The 21,979-nt window shown below is 73.0% G+C and carries 21 protein-coding genes and 2 pseudogenes; 12 read left to right on the top strand and 11 right to left on the bottom strand.

All coding sequences use genetic code 11. The features are described from left to right. Positions 1 to 15 precede the first annotated feature (15 nt). On the top strand, positions 16 to 717 hold the full coding sequence (locus ACFPFQ_RS20780; protein ID WP_379621256.1) for a spermidine synthase: 702 nt from the start codon (positions 16 to 18) through the stop codon (positions 715 to 717). Here the strand turns inward: ACFPFQ_RS20780 and ACFPFQ_RS20775 are convergent. Both ACFPFQ_RS20775 and ACFPFQ_RS20770 read right to left on the bottom strand, forming a co-directional pair. Continuing rightward, positions 614 to 1,630 carry an RNA polymerase subunit sigma-70 gene (locus ACFPFQ_RS20775; RefSeq protein ID WP_379621254.1) on the bottom strand — a complete coding sequence of 339 codons (1,017 nt, stop codon included), beginning with the start codon at positions 1,628 to 1,630 and terminating at the stop codon, positions 614 to 616. The genes ACFPFQ_RS20780 and ACFPFQ_RS20775 overlap by 104 nt on opposite strands. A 25-nt stretch (positions 1,631 to 1,655) precedes the next feature. Continuing rightward, entirely contained in the window at positions 1,656 to 2,303 is a 648-nt protein-coding gene (locus ACFPFQ_RS20770; RefSeq protein WP_379621252.1) for a TetR/AcrR family transcriptional regulator, read from the bottom strand. Between the two features lie 125 nt (positions 2,304 to 2,428). Here ACFPFQ_RS20770 and ACFPFQ_RS20765 point away from each other — a divergent pair, with 125 nt between their 5' ends. Both ACFPFQ_RS20765 and ACFPFQ_RS20760 read left to right on the top strand, forming a co-directional pair. Then, positions 2,429 to 3,232 (top strand): alpha/beta fold hydrolase, encoded by an 804-nt coding sequence (locus tag ACFPFQ_RS20765; RefSeq protein ID WP_379621250.1) that lies wholly within the window; start codon positions 2,429 to 2,431, stop codon positions 3,230 to 3,232. Positions 3,233 to 3,260: 28 nt separating this feature from the next. Further along, complete coding sequence (locus tag ACFPFQ_RS20760; RefSeq protein ID WP_379621248.1) at positions 3,261 to 3,806, top strand: dihydrofolate reductase family protein; 546 nt, start codon at positions 3,261 to 3,263, stop codon at positions 3,804 to 3,806. Positions 3,807 to 3,816: 10 nt separating this feature from the next. Here the strand turns inward: ACFPFQ_RS20760 and ACFPFQ_RS20755 are convergent, their stop codons facing one another. The 9 genes from ACFPFQ_RS20755 to ACFPFQ_RS20715 form a co-directional block, all read right to left on the bottom strand. Then, the gene (locus ACFPFQ_RS20755; RefSeq protein ID WP_379621246.1) at positions 3,817 to 4,884 is read right to left on the bottom strand and encodes an ATP-dependent DNA ligase; all 1,068 of its coding nucleotides are present in this window, start codon (positions 4,882 to 4,884) and stop codon (positions 3,817 to 3,819) included. A gap of 575 nt (positions 4,885 to 5,459) precedes the next feature. Next, entirely contained in the window at positions 5,460 to 5,738 is a 279-nt protein-coding gene (locus ACFPFQ_RS20750; protein WP_379621244.1) for a GlsB/YeaQ/YmgE family stress response membrane protein, read from the bottom strand. A gap of 130 nt (positions 5,739 to 5,868) precedes the next feature. Beyond that, positions 5,869 to 7,125 (bottom strand): PucR family transcriptional regulator, encoded by a 1,257-nt coding sequence (locus tag ACFPFQ_RS20745; RefSeq protein ID WP_379621242.1) that lies wholly within the window; start codon positions 7,123 to 7,125, stop codon positions 5,869 to 5,871. Positions 7,126 to 7,170: 45 nt separating this feature from the next. Continuing rightward, positions 7,171 to 8,583, bottom strand: a complete 1,413-nt coding sequence (locus tag ACFPFQ_RS20740; RefSeq protein WP_379621240.1) for a fatty acid desaturase — start codon at positions 8,581 to 8,583, stop codon at positions 7,171 to 7,173. 222 nt (positions 8,584 to 8,805) lie between these two features. Further along, entirely contained in the window at positions 8,806 to 9,783 is a 978-nt protein-coding gene (locus tag ACFPFQ_RS20735; RefSeq protein WP_379621237.1) for a Gfo/Idh/MocA family protein, read from the bottom strand. Further along, complete coding sequence (locus ACFPFQ_RS20730) at positions 9,780 to 10,820, bottom strand: Gfo/Idh/MocA family protein (protein WP_379621235.1); 1,041 nt, start codon at positions 10,818 to 10,820, stop codon at positions 9,780 to 9,782. The genes ACFPFQ_RS20735 and ACFPFQ_RS20730 overlap by 4 nt, the downstream gene beginning before the upstream one ends. Next, positions 10,817 to 11,902: a 3-deoxy-7-phosphoheptulonate synthase gene (locus ACFPFQ_RS20725; protein WP_379621233.1), complete on the bottom strand. Its 1,086-nt coding sequence runs from the start codon at positions 11,900 to 11,902 to the stop codon at positions 10,817 to 10,819. Before ACFPFQ_RS20725 ends, ACFPFQ_RS20730 begins: the two co-directional genes overlap by 4 nt. Positions 11,903 to 12,166: 264 nt before the next feature. Next, entirely contained in the window at positions 12,167 to 12,661 is a 495-nt protein-coding gene (locus tag ACFPFQ_RS20720; protein ID WP_379621231.1) for an FBP domain-containing protein, read from the bottom strand. Positions 12,662 to 12,701: 40 nt separating this feature from the next. Next, positions 12,702 to 13,373: a TetR/AcrR family transcriptional regulator gene (locus tag ACFPFQ_RS20715; RefSeq protein ID WP_379621229.1), complete on the bottom strand. Its 672-nt coding sequence runs from the start codon at positions 13,371 to 13,373 to the stop codon at positions 12,702 to 12,704. Positions 13,374 to 13,523: 150 nt separating this feature from the next. Here ACFPFQ_RS20715 and ACFPFQ_RS20710 point away from each other — a divergent pair, with 150 nt between their 5' ends. The 9 genes and pseudogenes from ACFPFQ_RS20710 to ACFPFQ_RS20670 all read left to right on the top strand — a co-directional run bounded on the left by ACFPFQ_RS20710 (position 13,524) and on the right by ACFPFQ_RS20670 (position 21,382). Beyond that, a complete protein-coding gene (locus ACFPFQ_RS20710) occupies positions 13,524 to 14,330 on the top strand; it encodes an enoyl-CoA hydratase/isomerase family protein (protein ID WP_379621227.1) in 807 nt (268 codons plus the stop codon). Next, complete coding sequence (locus ACFPFQ_RS20705; RefSeq protein WP_379621225.1) at positions 14,327 to 14,962, top strand: enoyl-CoA hydratase-related protein; 636 nt, start codon at positions 14,327 to 14,329, stop codon at positions 14,960 to 14,962. The genes ACFPFQ_RS20710 and ACFPFQ_RS20705 overlap by 4 nt, the downstream gene beginning before the upstream one ends. Positions 14,963 to 14,973: 11 nt before the next feature. Further along, positions 14,974 to 15,708, top strand: a complete 735-nt coding sequence (locus ACFPFQ_RS20700) for an SDR family NAD(P)-dependent oxidoreductase (protein ID WP_379621223.1) — start codon at positions 14,974 to 14,976, stop codon at positions 15,706 to 15,708. Positions 15,709 to 15,753: 45 nt separating this feature from the next. Beyond that, positions 15,754 to 16,563: pseudogene (locus tag ACFPFQ_RS20695) on the top strand (AMP-binding protein); the annotation flags it as partial. Positions 16,564 to 16,690: 127 nt separating this feature from the next. After that, positions 16,691 to 16,885 (top strand): annotated as a pseudogene (locus tag ACFPFQ_RS20690) (hypothetical protein); the annotation flags it as partial. Positions 16,886 to 16,913: 28 nt separating this feature from the next. Continuing rightward, positions 16,914 to 18,074 (top strand): acyl-CoA dehydrogenase family protein, encoded by a 1,161-nt coding sequence (locus ACFPFQ_RS20685; RefSeq protein WP_379621221.1) that lies wholly within the window; start codon positions 16,914 to 16,916, stop codon positions 18,072 to 18,074. Beyond that, the gene (locus ACFPFQ_RS20680; protein ID WP_379621219.1) at positions 18,071 to 19,192 is read left to right on the top strand and encodes a CaiB/BaiF CoA transferase family protein; all 1,122 of its coding nucleotides are present in this window, start codon (positions 18,071 to 18,073) and stop codon (positions 19,190 to 19,192) included. The genes ACFPFQ_RS20685 and ACFPFQ_RS20680 overlap by 4 nt, the downstream gene beginning before the upstream one ends. Continuing rightward, on the top strand, positions 19,185 to 20,396 hold the full coding sequence (locus ACFPFQ_RS20675; protein ID WP_379621217.1) for an acetyl-CoA C-acetyltransferase: 1,212 nt from the start codon (positions 19,185 to 19,187) through the stop codon (positions 20,394 to 20,396). Before ACFPFQ_RS20680 ends, ACFPFQ_RS20675 begins: the two co-directional genes overlap by 8 nt. Continuing rightward, positions 20,396 to 21,382, top strand: a complete 987-nt coding sequence (locus ACFPFQ_RS20670; protein WP_379621215.1) for a zinc-dependent alcohol dehydrogenase family protein — start codon at positions 20,396 to 20,398, stop codon at positions 21,380 to 21,382. The genes ACFPFQ_RS20675 and ACFPFQ_RS20670 overlap by 1 nt, the downstream gene beginning before the upstream one ends. Positions 21,383 to 21,979: the final 597 nt, after the last annotated feature.

The following is a 21,979-nucleotide window of genomic DNA, read 5'->3' as shown; positions in this document are numbered from 1 at the left end:
TGGGATTCTGGGTGGATGACCGACCCGGACGACCACCCGGTGGAGGTGGAACGGTGCGCCGGCCTGTGCGGCGAGCTCATCCTGAGCAAGCGCGGCGCACACCACGAGATCGTGGCCAACGGCACGTTCCTCATGGACACCCGCAACGGCGCGTCGGAGCGGCTGTTGATCACCGCCGCGGCCGAGCGGATGCCGCCGCCGGGGCGGATGCTGATCGGCGGGCTCGGGGTGGGGTTGTCGCTGGCCGCGGCGCTGGCCGATCCGCGCGTCGGCGAGGTGCACGTCGTGGAGCGCGAGCCCGCGGTGATCCGCTGGAACCTCGGGCCGCTCGCCGCGGTGCACGGCGACGCGGTCCGCGACCCGCGCACCGTCGTGCACGAGGCCGACATCGTCGACTGGCTGGCCGGTGCCGAGACCGCCTCGGTCGACGCGATCTGCCTGGACGTCGACAACGGTCCCGACTGGCTCGTGACACCCGGCAACGGGCAGCTCTACACCGACGACGGGATCGCCACCGCCGCGCGGGTGCTGGCCCCGGGAGGCGTGCTCGCGCTGTGGAGCGCCGCCCGAGCCGACGCCTTCGCCGCACGTCTGCGCACCAGGTTCGACCACGTCACGACCCTGGAGATCCCGGTGCCGCGCGGAGAGCCGGACGTGGTGGTGCTGGGGCGGCTGACCGGAGTAGCTGCGCCAGTTCGCCGTCGAGGAAGTGGGTGATTGCGGTGACCCGGCCCTCGGCCGACACCGTCAGGACGATGGCTCCGGTGCGACGCTCCTGCGCCGAACCCGGCTCGGTGAGGTGGCAGGTGAACGCCGGCTGGCCGTTGACCCGGATCGGTGACAGGCGCAGGGTCCGGGGCCCGCGCCAGTCCATGCTCGACCGCAGGAAGGCGGCGATAGCGGTGGGCCCCTGGTACGCGTGGGGCGCGGGCGGCATGGCCAGCCAGGCGTCGTCGGTGAGCAGCGCGATCACGCCCGCCACGTCGCCGTCGACGTAGGCCTCGGCGAAGCGGCGCGCCACCCCGTCGTGTGCCGGGTCCGCCGCCGCGGCGGGGGGATCGATGTGCTCCCGCGCCGCGCGGGCGCGTTGCAGCAGGCCCTTGAGCGCGGTACCGCCGACGTCCAGCATCGCCGCCGCCTCGGCGGGCGAGTACCCGAGCACGTCGCACAGCAGCAGCGCGGCCGTCTGGCGCGGCGGGAGGCGCTGCAGCGCGGCGACGAACGCCAGCGAGATCGTCTCGCGCTCCTCGTAGCGGTCGGCGGGGCCCGATTCCAGCCAGGCGTCCGGGTAGGGCTGCAGCCAGGTGATCGTGTCGCGCCGGGTCGGTTCGGGCGGTGCGAAGGGTGGCACCGGTTCGAGGGGCGGGCGGCGCTTGCCGTCGCGGACGGCGTTGAGGCAGCGGTTGGTCGCGATGCGGTAGAGCCATGCCCGCAGGGATGCCCGGCCGGCGAACGTATCGAGGCCGCGCCAGGCCGCCAGCAACGTCTCCTGCAGCACGTCCTCGGCGTCGGTGATCGACCCGAGCATCCGGTAGCAGTGCACGTGCAGCTCACGCAGGTGTGGCTCGGTGAGCTCCCGGAAGGCGCGCTCGTCGCCCGCCCGGGCCGCTTCGAGCACGGATCCGCTCACGGGCACATCGTTGCACCGTACGGGTTCAGCTGCGCCCGTAGGCCGCGAGGAACACCCGCGCCGCCTGATCGGCGATGGTGGCGAGCTCGGCGTCGGGCGGCCGCGCCGCGCTCCCGGCGAACATCGTCTGGTTCATCGGCTTGTACATGCAGAGCCCGGCGAAGTGGTAGGCGGCCAGCGTCGGATCGGGGAGCTCGCGCAACACACCCCGCTCGACCAGGCGTGCCAGCGACTCGCCCAGCAGCACCAGCGCGCGGTGGAAGTTGCGCTCGAACCAGGCCGTGGAGATGTCGGGGAAGCGGTCGGCCTCCGCGAGTACGAGGCGGCGCAATCGCACGACGTCCGACAGCAGGAAGCTGTCGAAGAAGAGCAGCGCGAGGTCGCGGAACGCTCCTTGCAGGTCGGTGGCCGTCTCGACGGTGTCGGCAACGGTCTTCCCGAAGCCGTCGACGACCTGGACGGTGGTGCCGAGGATGATCTCGGTGAAGAGGTGCTGCTTGTCGGCGAACTGCTTGTAGACGGTCTGCTTGGACACCGCGGCCTTCGCCGCCACCTCGTCCATGCTGGCCCCGACGTAGCCGTGCTGCAGGAACACCGCGGTGGCCGCGTCCAGGATCGCCCGCCGCTTGCGCGCGGTGCGACCTTCGTCGGCGCCCTCCGGTAGTGGGTCCACGACAACCTCCCGTTCTGACGGCAGTGTACTGGACTGTTCCGTACTGCAGTACTGGACAGTTCCGTACCCATCTGAGTACCGTACCGTCTAGTTCTAACGGAGCAGGTCGGCTGAGGGGTGCGGGCATGGGAACGGTGCGATCCAAGGACGGCACGTCGATCGCGTTCGACGCGTGGGGCGAGGGGCAGCCGCTGATCATGGTTGACGGCGCGACGAGCTTCCGGGCGGTCAACCCGCTCAACGCGGCGGTGGGGCAGCTGCTCGCCGACGGCTTCCGGGTGTACGCCTACGACCGTCGCGGCCGTGGCGAGAGCACGGACACGGCGCCGTACGCGGTGGAGCGGGAGATCGAGGACCTGGCGGCGCTGATCGCGGACGCCGGTGGCCAGGCGGTGCTGTGCGGGTTCTCGTCGGGTGCGGTGCTCGCGATGGACGCCACCGCGGCGGGGTTGCCGGTGAGCCGGCTGGCGGTGTTCGAGCCGCCGTTCGTGGTGGGTGCCAGCCGTCCGCCGCTGCCGGCCGACTACGTCGAGCAGCTGGACCGGTGCGTCACCGACGGCCGGCCGGGAGACGCCGCGGAGCTGTTCCTGACCGCGGCGGTGGGGATGCCGGCCGAGGCCGTGGTCGGCATCCGGCAGAGTCCGTTCTGGCCGGCTCTGGAGTCGGTGGCACCGACGATCGCCTACGACGGCCGGATCATGGGGTCGACGATGTCGGGTGCGCCGCTGCCGTCGGACCGGTGGGCAGCCATCACGGTGCCGACGCTGGTGCTCTACGGCGAGGGCACCGACCCGTCGCTGGTCGCGGGCGCGCACGCCGCTGCGGACCTGCTGCCGACCGCAACCCTGCTGGCGGTGCCGGGGGAGCAGCACAGCGTCGAGGCCGACGTGCTCGCCCCTGTTCTGCGTCGCTTCGTCGCCGGCGGCTGACCACTCACAACCCGAAGGAGGTGTCGTCGTGCGCAAGGTGTCCGCATCGCTGTTCAGCTCGCTCGACCTGGTGGTCGAGGCACCGAACGAATGGCAGTTCGACTTCGACGACGAGATGGGCGCTGAGATGTCGCGCGCGCTCGCCGAACAGGATGTCGTGCTGATGGGCCGGGTGACGTTCACGGAGTGGGCGTCCTACTGGCCGACCTCGACGGAGGAGCCGTTCGCGGGATGGATCAACCAGACACCGCGCTACGTCGCGTCCTCGACGCTGGCGTCGGTGGACGAGTGGCCGGGCAGCACCTTGATCAAGGGCTCGGTCACCGACTTCGTGGCCGAGCTGCGTGGGCAGGACGGCTCCACGATCGGCGTCGGCGGCAGTCCGACGCTGGTGCGGGCGCTGTTCGATGCCGGCCTGCTCGACGAGCTGACGCTGCTCATCCACCCCGTGGTGGCCGGCGGCGGTCGGCAGCGGTTGTTCACCGACGACGCCGCGCTGGCGAAGCTGGAACTGACGGGGTCCCGGTCCACCAGCAGCGGCGTGATCATCGCGACCTACCGGCCGGTGCGGTAGGCGGGCCGCGTCAGTCGCGCGCCCTGAGGTCTCCGCGCAGCACGGCGGCGACGTCGTAACGTGCGGGGATGTCGAGCTGCTCGTAGCGGCAGGATGCCGGCTCGCGGTCGGGTCGCCACCGCGCGAACTGCCCGTTGTGCCGCAGCCGGACGGGCTGGTCGCCCTCGGTCTGGGTGTAGTGGATCTCGACGACCCGCTCGGGACGCAACGGCACGAACTGCGCTTGGGCGCCCCGCCAGCGGTTGATCTCGCCGGGGATGCGCTGACCCGGCTGCGGCGACACCCACGGGTGGGCCTCGTCCTCGGTGATCAGCTCGGCGAGCTCGGTGGCCAGCGCCCGCCGGTCGGCGGCCTTGAACGACCCGGCGACGCCGATGTGGTGCAGGAGCCCGGCCTCGTCGTAGAGGCCCAGCAGCAGCGAGCCGACGGCGGTGCCCGGCTCGGTGTCCTTGTGCCAGCGCAGGCCGGCGAGCACGACGTCGGCCGTGCGCGCGTGCTTGATCTTGATCATCGTGCGCTTGCCGGGTGTGTACGGCCCGCCGGCCGGTTTGCCCATCACGCCGTCGAGGCCGGCGCCCTCGAACAGGGTGAACCACTGCTGCGCCAGCTCGCGGTCGGTGGTGGCGGGCGTCACGTGCAGCCCCGAGAGGTCGAGCAGCGCGGCGCGGCGCTCGACCGTGGGGGACTCGAGCAGCTCGCGGGTGCCGAGCGCGAGCAGGTCGAACGCGACGAGGACAGCGGGGGTCTTCTCGGCCAGCAGCGTGACGCGGGAGGCGGCCGGATGGATCCGTTCGGACAGCGCGTCGAAGTCCAGCTCGTCGTCCACCGCGACGACCAGCTCGCCGTCGACGACGGCCTGCGGCGGCAGCACGCGCAGCATCTCCGCCTCGACCTCGGGGAAGTACCGGTTGAGCGACTTGCCGCTGCGGGACTGGAGCAGCACCTCGTCGTGGTCGCGGAAGACGAGGCAGCGGAAGCCGTCCCACTTCGGCTCGAACACCAGGTCGCCGTCGGCCGGGATGGCGTCGACCGCGGCGGCGAGCATCGGCTGCAGGGGTGGGGTCAGCGGAAGGTCCACGGGGCCATCCTGCTCTCCCGGTCTCGTGGTGCGCCGCCCACCGCGCTGGCCCGGTTGCAGGAAGGTCCTGCATGGCCTGCGGCCGCCATGAAAGAGGCCCTGGCGACTGCGCTGCGGTGCGGCTCGCACCGAGCATGCTCGCCGAGGCGCACGGGAGGGGCCCGGCGTGGGGCCGTGCGGCGCGGTCTTCGTGTCGGCGGTCGAGCGCTCATTGGCTCATGATCCAACCGGAACCGGTGGGCGTTGATCACTCGACCGGCGCGCGGCAGGCTCTCGCGTTGCAGGAAGGCCACCTTCCTGCAACGGGGCCAGTGCGGGGGGCGTCCCGGTAGGTTGCCTTCCCTGCAATGAGGAATGGGCCGGACCCGGCTACACCCGCTCGACCGCGAGCCGGCCGCGGGTCAGCGCGACGGCCGCCACCGCAGCGACCACGAGCACGGCCGCCGTGATCGTCAGCGGGCTCTGGCCCGGCACCGGCGCCGCGAACAGGACCGACGACGTCCCCCGTGGGAACCGCCGGTGTCGGTGCTGGTCACCGGCAGACCGTAGGGCCGCGGACGCGGTCGTGCACGTAGTCAGCGCGTGACGCCGCGCCGACCGTAGGTGCCGGCGACGATGCCGACTCCGATCACCGCTACCACGAGCTGGACCAGCAGTTCGAGCCAGTCGATGCCGCTGGTGTCGGTGGGGATGCCGATCAGCCTGGCGATGAACGTGCCGACGAACGCGGCGACGATGCCGACGACGATCGTGAGCCAGATCGGGATGTTCTGCTTGCCGGGCAGGATGAGGCGGGCGAGCACACCGATGATCAGACCGATGACGATGGCGCCGATGATGCCGGAGATGGTCACGATTCCTCCAAGGAAGGGGTCACGGGTCAGACGCGTGGCCCACCTCCGACCTCACGGTGATGCCGGTCACACCTGACGACCGCGCCGACCCGTTGGCCACCGCGCCGATGTCGGGACGTCGGCGCGGTGGCTACGGCGTCGGCGCGGTGGGTGGGCGCAACACCGTCGAGCCGAGCAGCCGAGCGGCCAGCAGCGCCACCTCCAGGTCGATCCGGCCGTCCTGCAGGGGCGTGCCCCGCTGCTGCTCGGCCTTGCGGATCCGGTACTGGATCGTGTTCTTGTGCAGGTGCAGCTCCGCGGCGGCCGCGGCGAGGCTGCCGCCGTGGGAGAGGTAGACCCACAGCGTCTCGCGCAGGCGGGCGGCCGCCTCGTCGTCGTCGGCCAGCCCGCCCAGCGCCGCCTGCACCCACGGCGCCGCGGTGGCGGGGTCGGCGGCCAGCAGCGCCAGCGGACCGAGGTCGGCAGGCGCGGTCACCCGCAGGCGGTGCGCCGCATCGGCGGCCACGGCGATCTGCTGGCACTGCTGCGCCTGCTGGTGGCTGCGGCGGAAGCCCGGCAGTCCCGGCGCCGGGTCGCCGAGCGCCGCATGGGTGCCGGGGACGCCGTCCAGCACATCGACGAGCGCGTCGCGGTGCAGGGCCGCGGTCGGGAACCACGCCCACAGCGTGGCCGCATCGGGCGCCACCACCAGCGGCGGCCGGGTGCAGCCCAGCGCGTTCGCGACCGCGGGAACGCTCCGCTCGAGCAGTCCGAGCCGGGCGTCCTCGTCGACGTCGGTGCCGCACCAGAAGACCGCGGCTACGTGGGCGGCGGCCAGGTCGTGACCGAGCGCGCTGTCCGGGTCGCCGCCGTCGCTCGACCGGCCGGCCAGCAGGGCCGTGACGCGGGCCAGCCGGGCGGTGTTGCGTTGCCTGATCCAGCTGTCGCGCTCGGACTGGTAGGCGAGGACGACCTCCTCGGAGACCACGTCGACGACGCTGAACGCCACCGACGACAGGTCCCTCGCCGCGGCCGCCACCTGCGCGCCGTCGGCACGGGTGGCCGCGATCCGGCCGATCACCTCCTGCTGGAACGCGGCCTGGCCCAGCCGGTAGGCGCGCAGCATCGTCGAGATCGGCACCCCGCGCTGCGCCAGCCGCCTGGCCAGCTCGAGCGCGGCCTCTGGCGCTCGGATGCCGGTGACCGCCGAGCCGGTGCCCAGCGCTGTCAGCCCGGCCGCGACGACGTCCTGGATGGTGGCGGTCATCAGCTCCCGCACGTGCGGGTCCGCTGCCAACTCCGGTAGCGGTCCGGCGATCTCCACGAGTACGGCCATGACGAGGTCACCGCGGTCGGCGAGCAGCTGTGCGGCCACCTCGCGGAGGGTGTCCGACGGCGATGGGGCCACGCGCGGACCGTACCGCGGGGCCCAGCGGCGCGGTGATCCGTCCGGTCAGGACTCGGCGCGTGCGAGGGGGATGAAGTCGACCTTGTCGCGCACCCCGCAGTCGGGGCACGTCCAGTCGTCGGGGACCTCGGCCCACGAGGTGCCGGCGGCGAAGCCCTCCAGCTCGTTGCCCTCGGCCACCACGTAGGTGTGGCCGCAGCCCGGGCAGCGCGCGGCCGCGACGTCGTCACCGACCACCGCGACGGCGGTGTCCGGCCGGTCGGCGTCGGTGCCGGCGACCGGAACCGGGTAGCGGGCGAGCAGCTTCTCGCGCTTGCGAGGGGCCAGGTTCGCCAGCCGCAGGTCACCGTCGTAGTGCGCGACGACCAGCGGGTCCATCGTCGCGCGGAACAGCGGCGGGATGACGGCGAGCAGCATCATGCCGGTGTACCCGGTGGGCAGGACGGGGCTCTCGGCGAAGTCACGCAGCGTCTGGAACCGGCGGGTCGGGTTGGCGTGGTGGTCGCTGTGGCGCTGCAGGTGGTAGAGCAGCACGTTGGTGGCCACGTTGTTGGAGTTCCACGAGTGTGCGGGCGTGACCCGCTCGTAGCGGCGCCGGTCGGGCGGGCCGATCTGCTGGCGCAGCATCCCGTAGTGCTCCATGTAGTTGACGACCTCCAGCAGCGAGAAGCCGAAGACGGCCTGGATCACCAGGTAGGGCAGGATCCCGACGCCGAACACGGCGATCAGCGCGCCCCACAGCACCGCCGACATCAGCCACGCGTTCAGCACGTCGTTGCCCAGGCGGTACGGGTGCTTGTCGCGGCGCGCGAAGCGCTTGCGCTCCACCCGCCACGCGCTGCGCAGCGAACCGACGACCGTGCGGGGCCAGAACGCGTAGAAGCTCTCGCCCATCCGGCTCGACGCCGGGTCCTGCGGGGTCGCGACGCGGACGTGGTGGCCGCGGTTGTGCTCGATGTAGAAGTGGCCGTAGAAGCACTGCGCGAGTGCGACCCTGGCCAGCCAGCGCTCGGCGGACTCCTTCTTGTGTCCCAGCTCGTGCGCGGTGTTGATCCCGATGCCGGCCACGGTGCCGAGCGTCAGCGCGAGCCCGACGTTGCCGGCCACCCCGGCGTCCTGCGTGCTGAGGAACCACATCCCCGCGATCAGCCCGGCGTACTGCACGGGCAGGAACGCGTAGGTGATCCAGCGGTAGTAGCGGTCTTCCTCGAGTGCCTCCATCACCTCGTCGGGCGGGTTGGAGCGGTCGAACCCGGCCACCAGGTCGATCAGCGGCACCACGACGAGCACGACGACGGGGCCGAGCCAGAGCGTGGCCGCCGCACCGGTCCAGGTGTGGAGGGCCATCGCGATGAAGGGCAGCAGCGGGACGACCAGCCCCAGCATCCACAGGTAGCGCTTGTGGTCCCGCCAGGTGTCGAGGCCGTCGACCGGCAGCGTCAACGCGTAGGTCTTCATGGAGCCCTCCGTTCGCAGTAGCCGTACGGCTGTGACGGTACGAACGAGGTGGCCCCGCCCCATCGGCCTGCAAGACGAAACGTGCGCAGGCTGTTGTGCCGAGAGCACAGTTCGGCCACACATCCGTCCACACAGCACTGCCCCGGACAGATCGGGGAGCCGCCTACTCCTCCCCGGGGAACCGGACGCCGAGCTGGGCGCGGACGCTGTCCATCGCCGCCATCACCCGCACCGTGTCGGAGAGGGGGAACAGGGGCGACTCGGTGTCACCAGCGGCCAGCCGGCGTGCGGCCTCGGCCGCCTGGTACCGCAGGCCGTGTCGCGCCTCGTCCGCGGTGGGGCTGCGCTCGTCGAGCACTCTCCGCTGCGGTCGACGAGCCGGATCCGGGTGGGCGCGTAGAACGTGCCGTCGATGTCCAGCCGTCCTGCCGTCCCGCAGATCGAGGCCGAGCAGCCCGACCGGGCGAGCATGGACGCGTGCAGGACGCCCTGCGCGCCGCCCGCGGTGGTGACGCAGATCGTCTCCTGGCTGTCGACGCCCAGGTCGGTCAGCGCTCCGGTGGCCGTGACGGAGGCGAAGGGGCCGAGGACGAAGTCGGCGAAGGACAACGGGTAGACGCCCAGGTCGAGCAGGGCACCGCCGGCCAGCTCCGGCCGGGAGAGGCGCTCCGGGCCGTTCGGGTAGAGCTGCTGGCCGTGATCGGCGAAGACGGTGGTGACCTCGCCGAGGATGCCGTCCGCCAGCACCTGCCGGATCACGTCGTAGTGGGGGAGGAACCGGCTCCACATCGCCTCGAGCAGGAACAGCCCCTTCGCGCGGGCGAGCTCGACGAGGTCGCGGGCCTCCGCGGCGTTGCGGGTGAAGGCCTTCTCGACGAGCACCGGCTTGCCGGCCTCGAGCGCGAGCCGGGCCTGCGCGTGGTGCTCCGAGTGCGGGGAGGCCACGTAGACGATGTCGACGTCCGGGTGGTTCACCACCTCCGCGTAGGAGCCGTACGCGGCGGTCACGCCGTACTCGTCGGCGAAGGCCTTCGCCCGTTCGACGGTGCGGGATCCGACGGCGACGATCTCCTGCCCGGTGCCCTCGCGCAGCGCTGTGGCGAACCCGCGGGCGATGCCGCCGGGCGCGAGGATGCCCCACCGCGCGACGGGCGCGGTACGAGGATCGGGGGTGCGGGGGACGGGGAGGCGGGCGCTCATGCGTGCTGTCCTTGGAGGGCGTGCCGGTCGAGGTTCGGGGAGTTGGCGTACACGGCGTCGATGATCCGCAGGGTCTCCAGCGCCGCCGGCACGTCGATCCAGAAGTCCTTGCCCGCGCGGACGTGCTGGTGGAAGTCGCGGATCAGCAGGGCGTGCGAGGCGCCCCAGTAGGACCGCTCGCCCGCGGCCGTCGCCGCCTCCGCGACGGTCTCGACCCGCCCGTCGACGTGGGTCACCGTCAGCTCGGTGTCGAGCCGCAGGGTGGCGAGCTCGGTGCGGATCTCCACCGTGATCGGGGCGTTCTCGACGTGGCCGTTGGTGGCGTGGAAGACCGACGGCACGACGTCGCCCGCCGCGGTGCGGTGGTGCAGCTGGATCGCCGCGGTGTCCTCGACCTCGATGACCCCGGCCAACGCCAGCGTGGCGGCGGTACCGCGGACGTCGCTCACCGGCCCGAGGAACCACTGCAGCAGGTCCAGCGTGTGGATCGCCTGGTTCATCAGGACACCGCCGCCGGCGCTCGCCCACCGGCCGCGCCAGCTCCGGTGCGCGTAGTAGGCGGCGTCGCGCGACCAGGTGACCGAGGCCCGCCCGCCGAGCACCCGCCCGAGCGAGCCCTCATCGAGCCGGTCGCGCAGCGCGCGGGATGTCGCGTTGTAGCGGTTCTGGAAGCAGACCCCGAGCACCGCGCTGCTGTTGCCGGCGGCGATCGCGAGCCGTTCGGCCTCCGCGACGGTGCGCGCCACGGGCTTCTCCAGCAGCACCGAGATTCCGCCTGCCAGGCACTCGGCGGCCTGCTCGGCATGCAGGTGGTGCGGCGTGCAGACGTGCACGACGTCCGGTGCGACGGCGGTGAGCATCGCGGCGACATCGGCGAAGCCCGCACAACCGGCGCGCTGCGCCGCGGCGGAGCGGCGATCGGGATCGACGTCGCACACGCCCACGGTGTGGACATCGGGGTCGGCGAGCAGCGCGTCGAGGTGGACGGCCGAGATGTCGCCGCAGCCGACGACGGCGGCCCGAAGGCGGGCGCTCACGGCAGCAGGCGCCGCGCCGACACCCCGTCGGCCAGCTCGTCGAGCAGTGCGGCGGTGGTGTCCCAGTCCATGCAGGCATCCGTGATGGACTGCCCGCGGGTCATGGCCGGGCCCAGGTCCTGGCGGCCGGCGACGAGGAAGCTCTCCAGCATCACCCCGACGATGCCGCGCTCGCCGCCGGCGATGCGGGCGGCGATCTCGCGGGTGACCTCGGCCTGACGGACGTGGTCCTTGCCGCTGTTGCCGTGGCTGGCGTCGATCAGGATGCGGGCGGGCAGGTGGGCTCTGCGCAGCAGTTCCAGCGCGGAGGCCACCGAGGCGGCGTCGTGGTTGGGACCGCTGGAGCCGCCGCGCAGGATCACGTGGCAGTCCGGGTTGCCCGACGTCGTGACCAGCGCCGCGACGCCGTCGTGGTCGATGCTCATGAAGACGTGGCCTGCGGCGGCCGCGCCCACACCGTCGATGGCGACCTGGACGTCGCCGTCGGTGCCGTTCTTGATCCCGACGGGCATCGACAGGCCGCTGCAGAGCTGGCGGTGGACCTGGCTGGCCGCGGTACGGGCCCCGATGGCGCCCCACGACACGACATCGGCGATGAACTGCGGGGTGATCGGGTCGAGGAACTCGCAGCCGACCGGCAACCCCAGCGCCGTCACCTCGAGCAGGAGCTTGCGGGCGATGCGCAGCCCGGTGTTGACGTCGAACGTGCCGTCGAGGCCGGGGTCGTTGATCAGACCCTTCCAGCCGACGGTGGAGCGGGGCTTCTCGAAGTAGGTGCGCATGACGATGCGCAGCTCGCCGGCGGTCTTCTCGGCGTGGGCGGCGAGGCGGGCGGCGTAGTCGAGCGCGGCGTCGGGGTCGTGGATGGAGCAGGGCCCGACGACGACCAGTAGACGGTCGTCGTTGCCGTCGAGGATGTCGGCGACCTCGGTGCGGGTGCGCATGACGGTGCGGGCGACGGGCTCCGCGATCGGCAGCTCGTGGCGCAGCCGCGACGGCGGGAGCAGCGGGCTGGTGCGCACGGTGCGGTGCTCGTCGAGGGCCGGGACGGCGACGATGGACAGGCCGGGGCCGGCGTTCACGGGCGCACCCGGCCGGCGGTAGCACGGCTGCGGCCACCGGGTCGCGGGCTCTGATGACCGTCGGTCACACGATCCATCACACCTGATGGTGTACCAGTACCCGAACGGCCGCTCGCCGATAGCCCTGCGTGTGCAGCCGCCGTCCGCGGGTCCAGTACCGTACAGCTTGCTCGATGTGGCCCGCCCGGTGTCGCCCGCCCGAACGGCGCGTTCGTCCATCGGGTGCTGGCGAACGCGCCGTTCGTTCCGGGCGGGCGCGAGCGCTCAGTCCAGCACGGCCCTGGCGAACTCCTGCGCACGTTCCCGCAGCCCGGAGCGCCGCTCGTCGACCGTGGTGCCGGGGGTCGGACGCAGCGCCGCGGTGGCCTTCTCGACCCGGACGTGCTCGGCGCACCGGAGATCCCCGCACACGTACGTGCCGACGGTGTCGCCGTTGCGCCCGGCCGCGCCGGGGCGCCGGGCCACGAGCAGCTCCACCCGTCCCGGTGCGTGGGTGGTGCGGCACAGCGCACACATCGCCGTGGCCCGCACCGCACCGTCGCCGGTGCGCAGCGCGATACCGACGAACCCGTCCGCGCCGGGCAGCAGCAGTACACCGCGCTCGGGTGCCTTCGGGTCGCGCCAGCCCAGCACGTCGTCGACACCGTCGAGATCGAGGTCGCGCACCCAGGCGGGCAGCGTCATCCGGGTGGTCTCGCCCTTCGTGGCGTTGGCCATGGCGTGGCGGATCCGGGCGTCGGTGGAGGTCGTGGCGGTCATGGTCCTGTCCGTGGGTCGAAGCTGCTGCTGATCCCCGACGCTAACCAGCGCCGGCCCCGGCGACATCCGGTTTTGCGTCGGGCGCGGCACGTCGGAAGAGCCGGAGGCCCTCGTCGACGACCGCGGCACGCCGCCGGTTGCCCGGGTCGGTATCGGGGCGCAGCCAGATCGAGGCGTGGTTCAGGACGCCGTGCAGGCAGTGCAGCGCGACGGCGGGATCCGGGCAGTCGAACTCGCCGTCGGCGACACCGCGTTCGATGACCTCACGGAAGATATCGTCGTGGCGTCGCCGCATGGACTTCATGGACTCGCCGTGCTCGGCGGGCCACGACATCGGGAACGAGAACAGCTTGCCGACCTCGGGGTAGAGCTCGGTCAGCACGTGGAGCTGCTCGCCGACGAGGATCGTGAGCTGCTCGGTGGCGGACCGGTCGGCCGCGGCGTCCAGCTCGTGGCGGAGCCTACCGAGCACGTCGGTGGTGAGGGCCTCCAGCGCTGAGGCGACGAGCGCGTCCTTGCCGGGGAAGTAGTGGTAGAGCGTGGCCTTCGCGATGTCGGTGCGTTCCGCGACGTCCTCGAGGCTCATGCCCTGGTAGCCGCTGCTGCTCAGGATCTGCAGCGCGACCGCGACGATCTCCGCCTTCCGGCGGTCCCGGCGCCGCGCGGCGCGCCCCGTCGGAGGCGCGGAGGGGTCATCGATCGTCGACGTCACCGCTGCATCGTAGCCGCGCGGCGGGTTGGTGTGACGTTCCCGGGGCCTGATAATCGACTGCGAATGGCAGAAGTCGACCGATCGGTTGACTTTTGGGATTGACGGTCGATACCGTCGCTCCCGTCGCGAACCCCGAGCTCAGGAGTTGCCATGGCCGTCACAGCACCGGTCTCGTCCGCGGTGGCCGAGCTCCGCCGCACCGGCGGGGTCGCGGCCATCACGCTGCGCAGGCCGCCCGCCAACGCCTTCGACCCGGTGCTCGTGCAGCAGCTGGGCGAGCTGGTGGCGGAGGTCGCCGCCGATGTGGACGTGCGCTGCGTGGTCTTCCGCGGAGCGGGCGCGCTGTTCTCGGCGGGAGCCGACGTCGAGGCGCTGCAGGTGCTGGCGGCCGCGACGGCCGGTACCGACGCCGTGGTCGAGCACGTCGCGCGGATGCAGGAGCTGTTCACGGCCGTTGCCGGACTCCCGGTGCCGACGATCGCGGCCATCCACGGGGTCGCCGCCGGCGGTGGGCTCGAGCTCGCACTCGCCTGCGATCTGCGGATCGTCGGTCGACGCGCCCGGCTGGGGCTGCCCGAGGTCGGCCTCGGGCTGGTGCCGGGAGCCGGTGGGACGCAACGGATCGCGCGCCAGGTGGGTCCGGGGTGGGCCGCCCGGCTGGTGCTCGGCGGCGAGCTGATCAGCGGGACCGAGGCGGTGCGCATCGGGCTGGCCCAGCACGCCGTTCCCGACACCGACGTCCACGCCGCAGTCGAGGAGGTCGCGGCCCGCATCGCCGGGCGCCCCCGGGCCGCGCTGGTGGCGGCCAAGCGCTGCCTGGCCGCCGCGGGAACGGCACCTGGATTCGGGATCGAGCTGGCCGCGGTGCGCGAGCTGATCGGTTCACAGGAGACGACCGCGCTGCTGGCCGCGTTCACCGCGGGCCGCAGCCGGAGGGATCGGAGCAACCCAGAATGACCGTCTACGAGGACATCCGGTACGAGCGGATCGGGTCCGCCGCCGTCGTCACCATCGACCGCCCGAAGCGCTACAACGCCTTCCGCGGGCGCACGATCGAGGAGCTCATCGCCGCCTTCCGCGTCGCCTGGGCCGATCACGGCGTGCGCGCCGTCGTCCTCACCGGCGTGCTGTGCGACCTGACGATCGCGGCCGAGAGCGCCCGCTTCGGCCAGGCCGGCCCGCGCGTCGGCTCCTTCGACGCCGGGTTCGGCTCCACCTACCTCGCCCGCGTCATCGGGGCCAAGCGGGCCCGCGAGGTCTGGTACCTGTGCCGCCAGTACGACGCCGTGACGGCCGAGCGCTGGGGCCTGGTCAACGCCGTGGTGCCGGCGGCGGAGGTGCTCGCCGAGGCACTGCGCTGGGCCGAGGAGATCGCCGTGATGAGCCCGACGGCGATCCGGTTCCTCAAGCACTCCTTCAACGCCGACACCGAGCACCAGGCGGGCCTGGCCAACATGGCGACGGCCGCGCTCGAGATGTTCGTCGACAGCCCCGAGGGCGAGATGTTCGTCGACAGCCCCGAGGGCCAGGAGGGCGCGCGAGCGTTCACCGAGAAGCGCGCCCCCGACTTCGCCGCCCACGCGGGCTGAGGGCGGCCACCATGGACTTCACCGGGAAGCTCGCCGTCGTCACGGGCGTGGCATCGGGGATCGGGCGCGCCGTCGCGCTCGAACTGGCTGCTGCGGGGGCCACGGTCATCGCCGCCGACCGCGATCTCGACGGCGCCAAGCGCACCGCCGAGCTCGCCACCGGCGCGATCGAGCCGCACTTCCTCGACGTCACGGACCCGGCCGCGGTGCTGGCGCTGCGCGAGGACGTCGTCGCCCGCCACGGCGCACCGAACGTGCTGGTCAACGCCGCGGGCTGGGACCGCATCGCCCCGTTCCTCGACGGCGACGAGGAGTTCTGGCACGCGCTCGTCGAGATCAACTACCTCGGCCAGGTCCGCATGACCAAGGCGATGCTCGAACCGATGCTCGCGGACGGGGGTCGGATCGTGAACCTCGCCAGCGACGCCGGCCGCGTCGGGAGCAGCGGGGAGTCGGTCTACGCGGGCGCCAAGGGCGGCGTCATCGCGTTCACCAAGTCCGTGGCCAGGGAGGTCGCCCGCCACGGCATCACCGTCAACTGCGTCTGCCCCGGCCCGACCGACACCCCGCTGTTCGCCGCCCAGCCGGAGAAGATCCGGCTGGCGCTGGTCAAGGCCATCCCGCTGCGGCGGCTGGCGACACCCGAGGAGGTCGCCGCGGCCGTCACGTTCTTCGCCTCCGACCGGGCCGCGTTCGTGACCGGCCAGGTCCTCAGCGTCAGCGGCGGCCTGACCATGGCCGGCTGACGGCCGGCATCGTTCCCTTCCGAACCGCATCTGTGGAGAGAGCACATGGACGTGCACGGCGAGCAGTACCGCGCCCGCGGCTGGTGGCGGGACCGGACCCTCATCGACGACTTCCGCGAGCACGCCGCGCTGCATCCCGAGCAGCGGGCGATCGTGGCGCACCGGGCAGGCGGACCCGTCACGACGCCGACCTACGGGGAGCTGGCCGCGGTCGTCGACCGCTACGCGGGTGCCCTGCTGCAGCGCGGGGTGGGCCCCGGCGACGTGGTGTCCTTCCAGCTGCCGAACTGGTGGCAGTTCACCGCGCTGCACCTGGCCTGCGCGCGGATCGGGGCGGTCACCAACGCGATACTGCCGATCCTGCGCCGCCGGGAGGTGCAGTTCATCTGCGAGCAGCTCGGCTCATCGGTGTGCGTCGTGCCCGCGTCGTTCCGCGTCCACGCGGCGATGCTGGCCGACATCGTGGCGGAGCTCGCCTCACCGCCGCGCGTGTTCGCACTCGGCGCCACGACCGGACTGCCGCCCGGCGTCGAGGCGTTCGAGCCGTTCTTCGACGCGGACCGACCCGGGTACCCGCTCGACGCGATGCGGCCCGGCGCCGACGACGTCGCGCAGATCCAGTTCACCTCCGGCACCACGGGTGAGCCCAAGGGTGTGGTGCACACGTGGAACACGGTGCACGCCGGGATGCGGATCGTCCCGGAGACGATGGGCCTGGGAGCCGGCGACACCGTGCTCGCGGTGTCACCGATGGCCCACACCGTGGGGTTCTACTTCGGCGTCACGATGCCGATGAGCGCCGGGATGACCGTGGTCCTGCAGGACGTCTGGGACCACCGCCGTCCCGACCTCTACGCCGCCGCCGTGGACGGCGCCGGCTGGTTCGACACCGGCGACCTCGCCCGGCGCCTGCCAGGGGGCGACGTGGCCGAGTACCTGATCGGCGATGCCGCGGAGGGCGTGCGGCCGGACGCGTTCCTGGGTCGACGGCGAGGCCCGGGTGCTCCCGGTGGACACCGTCGTGCTGTGCGCCGGACAGGAGAGCGCCCGCGTCCTGTTCGAGGAGCTCACTGCCCGCGGCACGGCGTGCCGGCTCATCGGCGGCGCCCACGTCGCCGCGGAGCTCGACGCCGCTGCCGCCATCGACGAGGCCACCCGCCTCGCCCTCTCGATCTGACCGCCCGCCCGAGTACCTGAGGAGTCCAGTGGACGCCACCGAGCTGTCCGACATGCTCGCCGCCGTGCGGCGGTTCGTCCGGGACACCGTCGTCCCGGCCGAGGACGAGATCGAGGAGACCGACGCGATCCCCGACCGGATCCGCAAGGCCTGCAAGGACATGGGCCTCTACGGGTTCGCCATCCCGCAGCGGTACGGGGGCATCGGGCTGACGGCCGTCGAGGAGGTCGAGCTCGCGATGGAGCTGGGCTGGACGTCGCCCGCGCTGCGCTCGCAGTTCGGCACCAACAACGGGATCGCCGGTCACGTGCTGCTGGAGGGTGGCACCGAGGAGCAGAAGCAGGAGTGGCTGCCGCGGCTGGCCTCCGGCGAGGTGGTGGCGTCGTTCGCGCTCACCGAGCCCGACGCCGGGTCCGACGCCTCGGCGCTGTCCACCCGTGCCGTCCGGGACGGGGACCGGTGGCTGCTCACCGGCACGAAGCGCTTCATCACCAACGCGCCGCTCGCCGACGTCTTCATGGTCTTCGCCAGGACCGGGGACGACCCGGGTCTCCCGGCGAGCCGTGGCATCTCGGCGTTCCTGGTCCCGGCCGGGACGCCCGGGCTCGTCGTGGCCGAGCGCGATCACAAGATGGGGCAGGCGGGTTCCTGGACGGCCGACGTGCACCTCGACGGCGTCAGCGTCGGACCGGACGCGCTGATCGGCGGCCCGGACGGGCTCGGCCGCGGCTTCGTCACCGCGATGCGCTGCCTCGCGCACGGGCGGCTGCACATCGCCGCACTGTGCGTGGGCATGGCGCAGCGGCTGGTGGACGAGCAGGTCACCTACGCCGCGGGCCGTCGTCAGGGCGGTCGCGCGATCGCCACCCACCAGCTCGTCCAGGCCATGATCGCCGACTCCGTCACCGAGACCCGGGCGGGCCGGGCGTTCGTGCGCGAGGCCGCCGCGGGCTACGACGACGGCTCCGACACCACCGTCGGGCCGTCGGCGGCCAAGTACTTCTGCAGCGAGATGGTGGGCCGCGTCGCCGATCGGGCGGTGCAGATCCACGGCGGCAGCGGCTACATCCGCGGGGTGCCCGTCGAGCGCTTCTACCGCGACGTGCGCCTGTTCCGGATCTACGAGGGCACCTCGCAGATCCAGCAGCTCGTCATCGCCCGCGGCACGCTCGCCGCGGTGGCATCGTGAGCCCCGGCCCGCTGGCCGGGCTGCGGGTCGTCGAGCTCGCCGGGCTCGGTCCCGGGCCGTTCTGCGCGATGCTGCTGGCCGATGCCGATGCCGGCGCCGACGTGATCAGGGTCGAGCGCGACACCCGCGATCCCGGACCGGGCCCGCTCGTCCGTGGCCGGACGGTGGTGGTGGCGGACCTGAAGACCGGCGCGGGGCTCGCGCTCGTGCGCGACCTCGTCGGGCGCGCCGACGTCCTGCTCGAGGGCTTCCGGCCCGGCGTGACGGAGCGGCTCGGGCTCGGTCCGCAGGAGTGCCTGGTCGCCAACCCGCGCCTGGTGTACGGCTGGATGACCGGGTGGGGCCGGACCGGGCCGCTTGCTCAGCGGGCCGGCCACGACATCAACTACCTCGCCGTCACCGGCGCGCTGCACGCGATGCGGCGGGCCGGATCGGCTCCGGTGCCACCGCTCAACCTCGTCGCCGACTACGGCGGCGGCGGGATGCTGCTGGCGTTCGGCGTGCTGGCGGCCCTGCACGAGCGCACCGCCAGCGGGCGGGGCCAGATCGTGGACGCCGCCATGATCGACGGCGTCAGCCTGCTCATGACCGGGATCTGGAGCCGGCTCGCCGAGGGACGCTGGCCCGGCCCGGCGGGGTCGAACGAGCTCGACAGCGGTGCGCCGTTCTACGACGTGTACGCCACCGCCGACGGCGAGCACATGGCCGTCGGGGCCATCGAACCGCAGTTCTGGTCGCGGCTGCTCGCGGTGCTCGGCATCGACCCGGCCACCGTCGCCGACCAGTGGGACCGTCCGCAGTGGACGGCGACGAAGGCCCGCATCGCGCACGCCTTCGCCGCCCGCACCCGTGCCGCCTGGACTGCTGCCTTCGCCGATGTGGACGCGTGCGTGACCCCGGTCCGGAGCATGGCCGAGGCGGTGGCGGAGCCGCAGATGCAGGCCGGCGCCACCCTCGTCGACGTCGACGGCGTGGTGCACCCCGCTCCCGCCCCGCGCCTCTCGCGCACCCCGATGCGGCCGCAACGGCCGCCGGGACCCGATCACGACGCCGCCGCCGCGCTCGCGCGCTGGGGGGCGGCCGCCCAGCTCGTCGAAACCGGAGGCTCCCGTGCCTGACGTCGTGCTCTGCTCCCCGCTGCGCAGCCCGGTCGGGCGCTACGGCGGTGCCCTGCGCTCCGTGGCGGCCCACGAACTGGCCGCGCTGATGATCCGGGAGGTGATCGCGCGCACCGGGCTGCCCGGCGAGTCCGTCGACGATGTGATCCTCGGCCACTGCTACCCGACGATGGAGGCGCCCGCGATCGGCCGGGTGGCCGCGCTCGACGCGGGCCTGCCGGTGACCGCGGGCGGGATGCAGGTCGACCGGCGCTGCGGATCGGGGCTGCAGGCCGTGATCCAGGCCGCGCTCGCCGTGCGGTCCGGTGACGCCGACGTGGTGCTCGCCGGTGGCGCCGAGTCGATGTCCGGCGCGCCCTTCTACTCCACCGGGATGCGGTGGGGAGCCCGCTCCGGCGACGGCGTCATGCTGCACAACTCGCTGGTCCGGGGCCGGGTGACCGTCGGCGGGCGCAACCACCCGACGCCAGGCGGCATGCTGGAGACCGCGGAGACGCTGCGCCGGCAGTACGGCATCGGCCGCATCGAGCAGGACGAGTACGCGGCGGAGAGCCATCGCCGCGCGGCGGCGGCGCAGGCCGAGGCACGCTTCGCCGACGAGATCGTCCCGGTCGAGGTGCCCGGGCGGCGGGGCACCACGCGCGTCGATGCCGACGAGCACGTCCGTCCCGACACCACGATGGAGCAGCTGGCCGCGCTCGACGCCGTGCTCGCCGCCGACGACCCCGACGCCACCGTGACGGCCGGCAACGCCGCGGGCCAGAACGACGGCGCCGCGCTGTGCATCGTCACGCACCCGGCCAAGGCCGCCGAGCTGGGCCTGCGCCCGGTCGCGCGGCTCGTGTCGTGGGCGCTGGCGGGCGTGCCACCCGAGACGATGGGCCTCGGTCCGGTGCCCGCCACCGCCCGCGCGTTGAAGAACGCCGGGCTGACGATGGCCGACCTCGACCTGATCGAGGTCAACGAGGCGTTCGCGGTGCAGGTGCTCGCCTGCACGCGGGAGTGGGGGTTCGTCCCGGCGGATCTGGACCGGCTCAACGTCAACGGTTCCGGGATCTCGCTGGGCCACCCCGTCGGGGCCACCGGGGCGCGCATCCTCGCCACCCTGCTGCACGAGATGGGGCGCCGCGACGCCCGGTACGGGCTCGAGACGATGTGCATCGGTGGCGGCCAGGGCCTCGCGGCGATCGTGGAGCGGATCTGATGCGGGCGCTGGTGCTGCGGAGCTTCGGTGCGCCGCTGGAGGACACGGAGCTGCCGATCCCCGAACCCGGCCCCGGTCACGTGCTGGTCCGGGTCGCCGCGAGCGGGGTCAACCCGCTCGACACCAAGATCCGGGCGGGTGCGGCGGCGCACGCGCGCGTCGAGCCGCCCGCGGTGCTCGGGCTCGACCTCGCCGGCACCGTAGAGCGGGTCGGACCGGACGTCACGGGCTTCCGGCCGGGCGATCGCGTCTTCGGCCTGACCGGAGGTGTCGGCACCCTGCAGGGCTCGCTCGCCGAGTACGCCGCCGTCGACGCCCGGCTGCTGGCACGCGTGCCGGCAGGGCTGCCGCTGCGCGAGGCCGCCGCGCTGCCACTGGTGTTCATCACCGCGTGGGAGGGGCTCGTCGACCGGGCCCGGGTCGGACCCGGGATGGCGGTGCTCGTGCACGGCGGGGCGGGCGGCGTCGGCCAGATGGCGATCCAGATCGCCCGCGCCCGCGGCGCCCGCGTGTTCGCCACCGGATCACCGCGCAGCCTCGACGTGATCCGCGCGCTGGGCGCCGAACCGATCGACCGCACCACGACCTCGGTCGAGGAGTACGTGGCCGCGAGCACCGACGGTGACGGGTTCGACGTCGTGGTCGACACGATGGGCGGTGAGGTGCTCGACGCCTCGTTCCGCGCGGTGCGGGCCTACACCGGCCACGTGGTGAGCGCGCTCGGCTGGGGCTCGCACTCGCTGGCGCCGCTGTCGTTCCGCGGGGCCACGTACTCGGGCGTCTTCACCCTGCTCCCGATGCTGACGGGGAAGGGCCGCGAGCACCACGGCGAGATCCTGCGCGCCGCCGCCGGGCTGTTCCGGGACGGTGGGTTGCGACCGATCCTCGACGGGCGCCGGTTCGAACTCCTCACGATCGATGAGGCCCATGCGGTGGTGGCGGGGGGGACCGGGGAGGGGAAGGTGGTGGTGGATGTCGGGGAGTAGCGGGGGGATCGGCGCAGGTCAGTGCGCGAGTTGCGACGGATGGACCCGCGAGTTGGGACAGCTCGCACCGCGAGTTGGGACATAACGGCCCGCGAGTTGGGACAGATCGCACCGCGAGTTGGGATGGATGGGCCCGCGAGTCGGCGTCAGCGGTCGGCTGGCAGCGGGCGGGTCGAGGTCTGTTCGTCGAGTTGGGGAGTGTGTTCGGTTTCGTGCCTGCCGGTCGGGTGCGGTTGGGTTGTGTGGCCCGTTTCGTGCTCGCGGTCAGGTGCGGCTGGGTGGCGTGCCCCGGCTTTCGTGCCGCCTCGCCGGCGGGGCAGGTCTCGGGGAGGACACTGTGGGCCACCGTGTGCGCGCTGCGCGCGCACGGCTCTCGTGCCCGGCAGGGCTCCGGTGCAGACCGTGTCAGGCGTTGCCGCGGGCGGTGTCGGTGCAGGTCAGCGCGCGATTCGGGACAGATTGACCCGCGAGTTGCGCTCGAACGCACCGCGAGTTGCGGCGGATTGACCCGCGAGTTGCGACAGATGGCCCACGAGTCGGGGTCATCCGCATCCGGGGCTGCTGATTTCGCCATTTCGACACGGTGATTTCGCGTTT

Source organism: Pseudonocardia sp. GCM10023141, assembly GCF_042653605.1.
This window is presented reverse-complemented; position numbering and strand designations above follow the sequence as displayed.

Coding starts and splice junctions, on each gene's coding strand:
- ACFPFQ_RS20780 (WP_379621256.1), top strand. CDS start 16: ATGACCGACCCGGACGACCACCCGGTGGAGGTGGAACGGTGCGCCGGC.
- ACFPFQ_RS20765 (WP_379621250.1), top strand. CDS start 2,429: ATGGGAACGGTGCGATCCAAGGACGGCACGTCGATCGCGTTCGACGCG.
- ACFPFQ_RS20740 (WP_379621240.1), bottom strand. CDS start 8,583: ATGAAGACCTACGCGTTGACGCTGCCGGTCGACGGCCTCGACACCTGG.
- ACFPFQ_RS20735 (WP_379621237.1), bottom strand. CDS start 9,783: ATGAGCGCCCGCCTCCCCGTCCCCCGCACCCCCGATCCTCGTACCGCG.
- ACFPFQ_RS20720 (WP_379621231.1), bottom strand. CDS start 12,661: ATGACCGCCACGACCTCCACCGACGCCCGGATCCGCCACGCCATGGCC.
- ACFPFQ_RS20710 (WP_379621227.1), top strand. CDS start 13,524: ATGGCCGTCACAGCACCGGTCTCGTCCGCGGTGGCCGAGCTCCGCCGC.
- ACFPFQ_RS20705 (WP_379621225.1), top strand. CDS start 14,327: ATGACCGTCTACGAGGACATCCGGTACGAGCGGATCGGGTCCGCCGCC.
- ACFPFQ_RS20700 (WP_379621223.1), top strand. CDS start 14,974: ATGGACTTCACCGGGAAGCTCGCCGTCGTCACGGGCGTGGCATCGGGG.
- ACFPFQ_RS20670 (WP_379621215.1), top strand. CDS start 20,396: ATGCGGGCGCTGGTGCTGCGGAGCTTCGGTGCGCCGCTGGAGGACACG.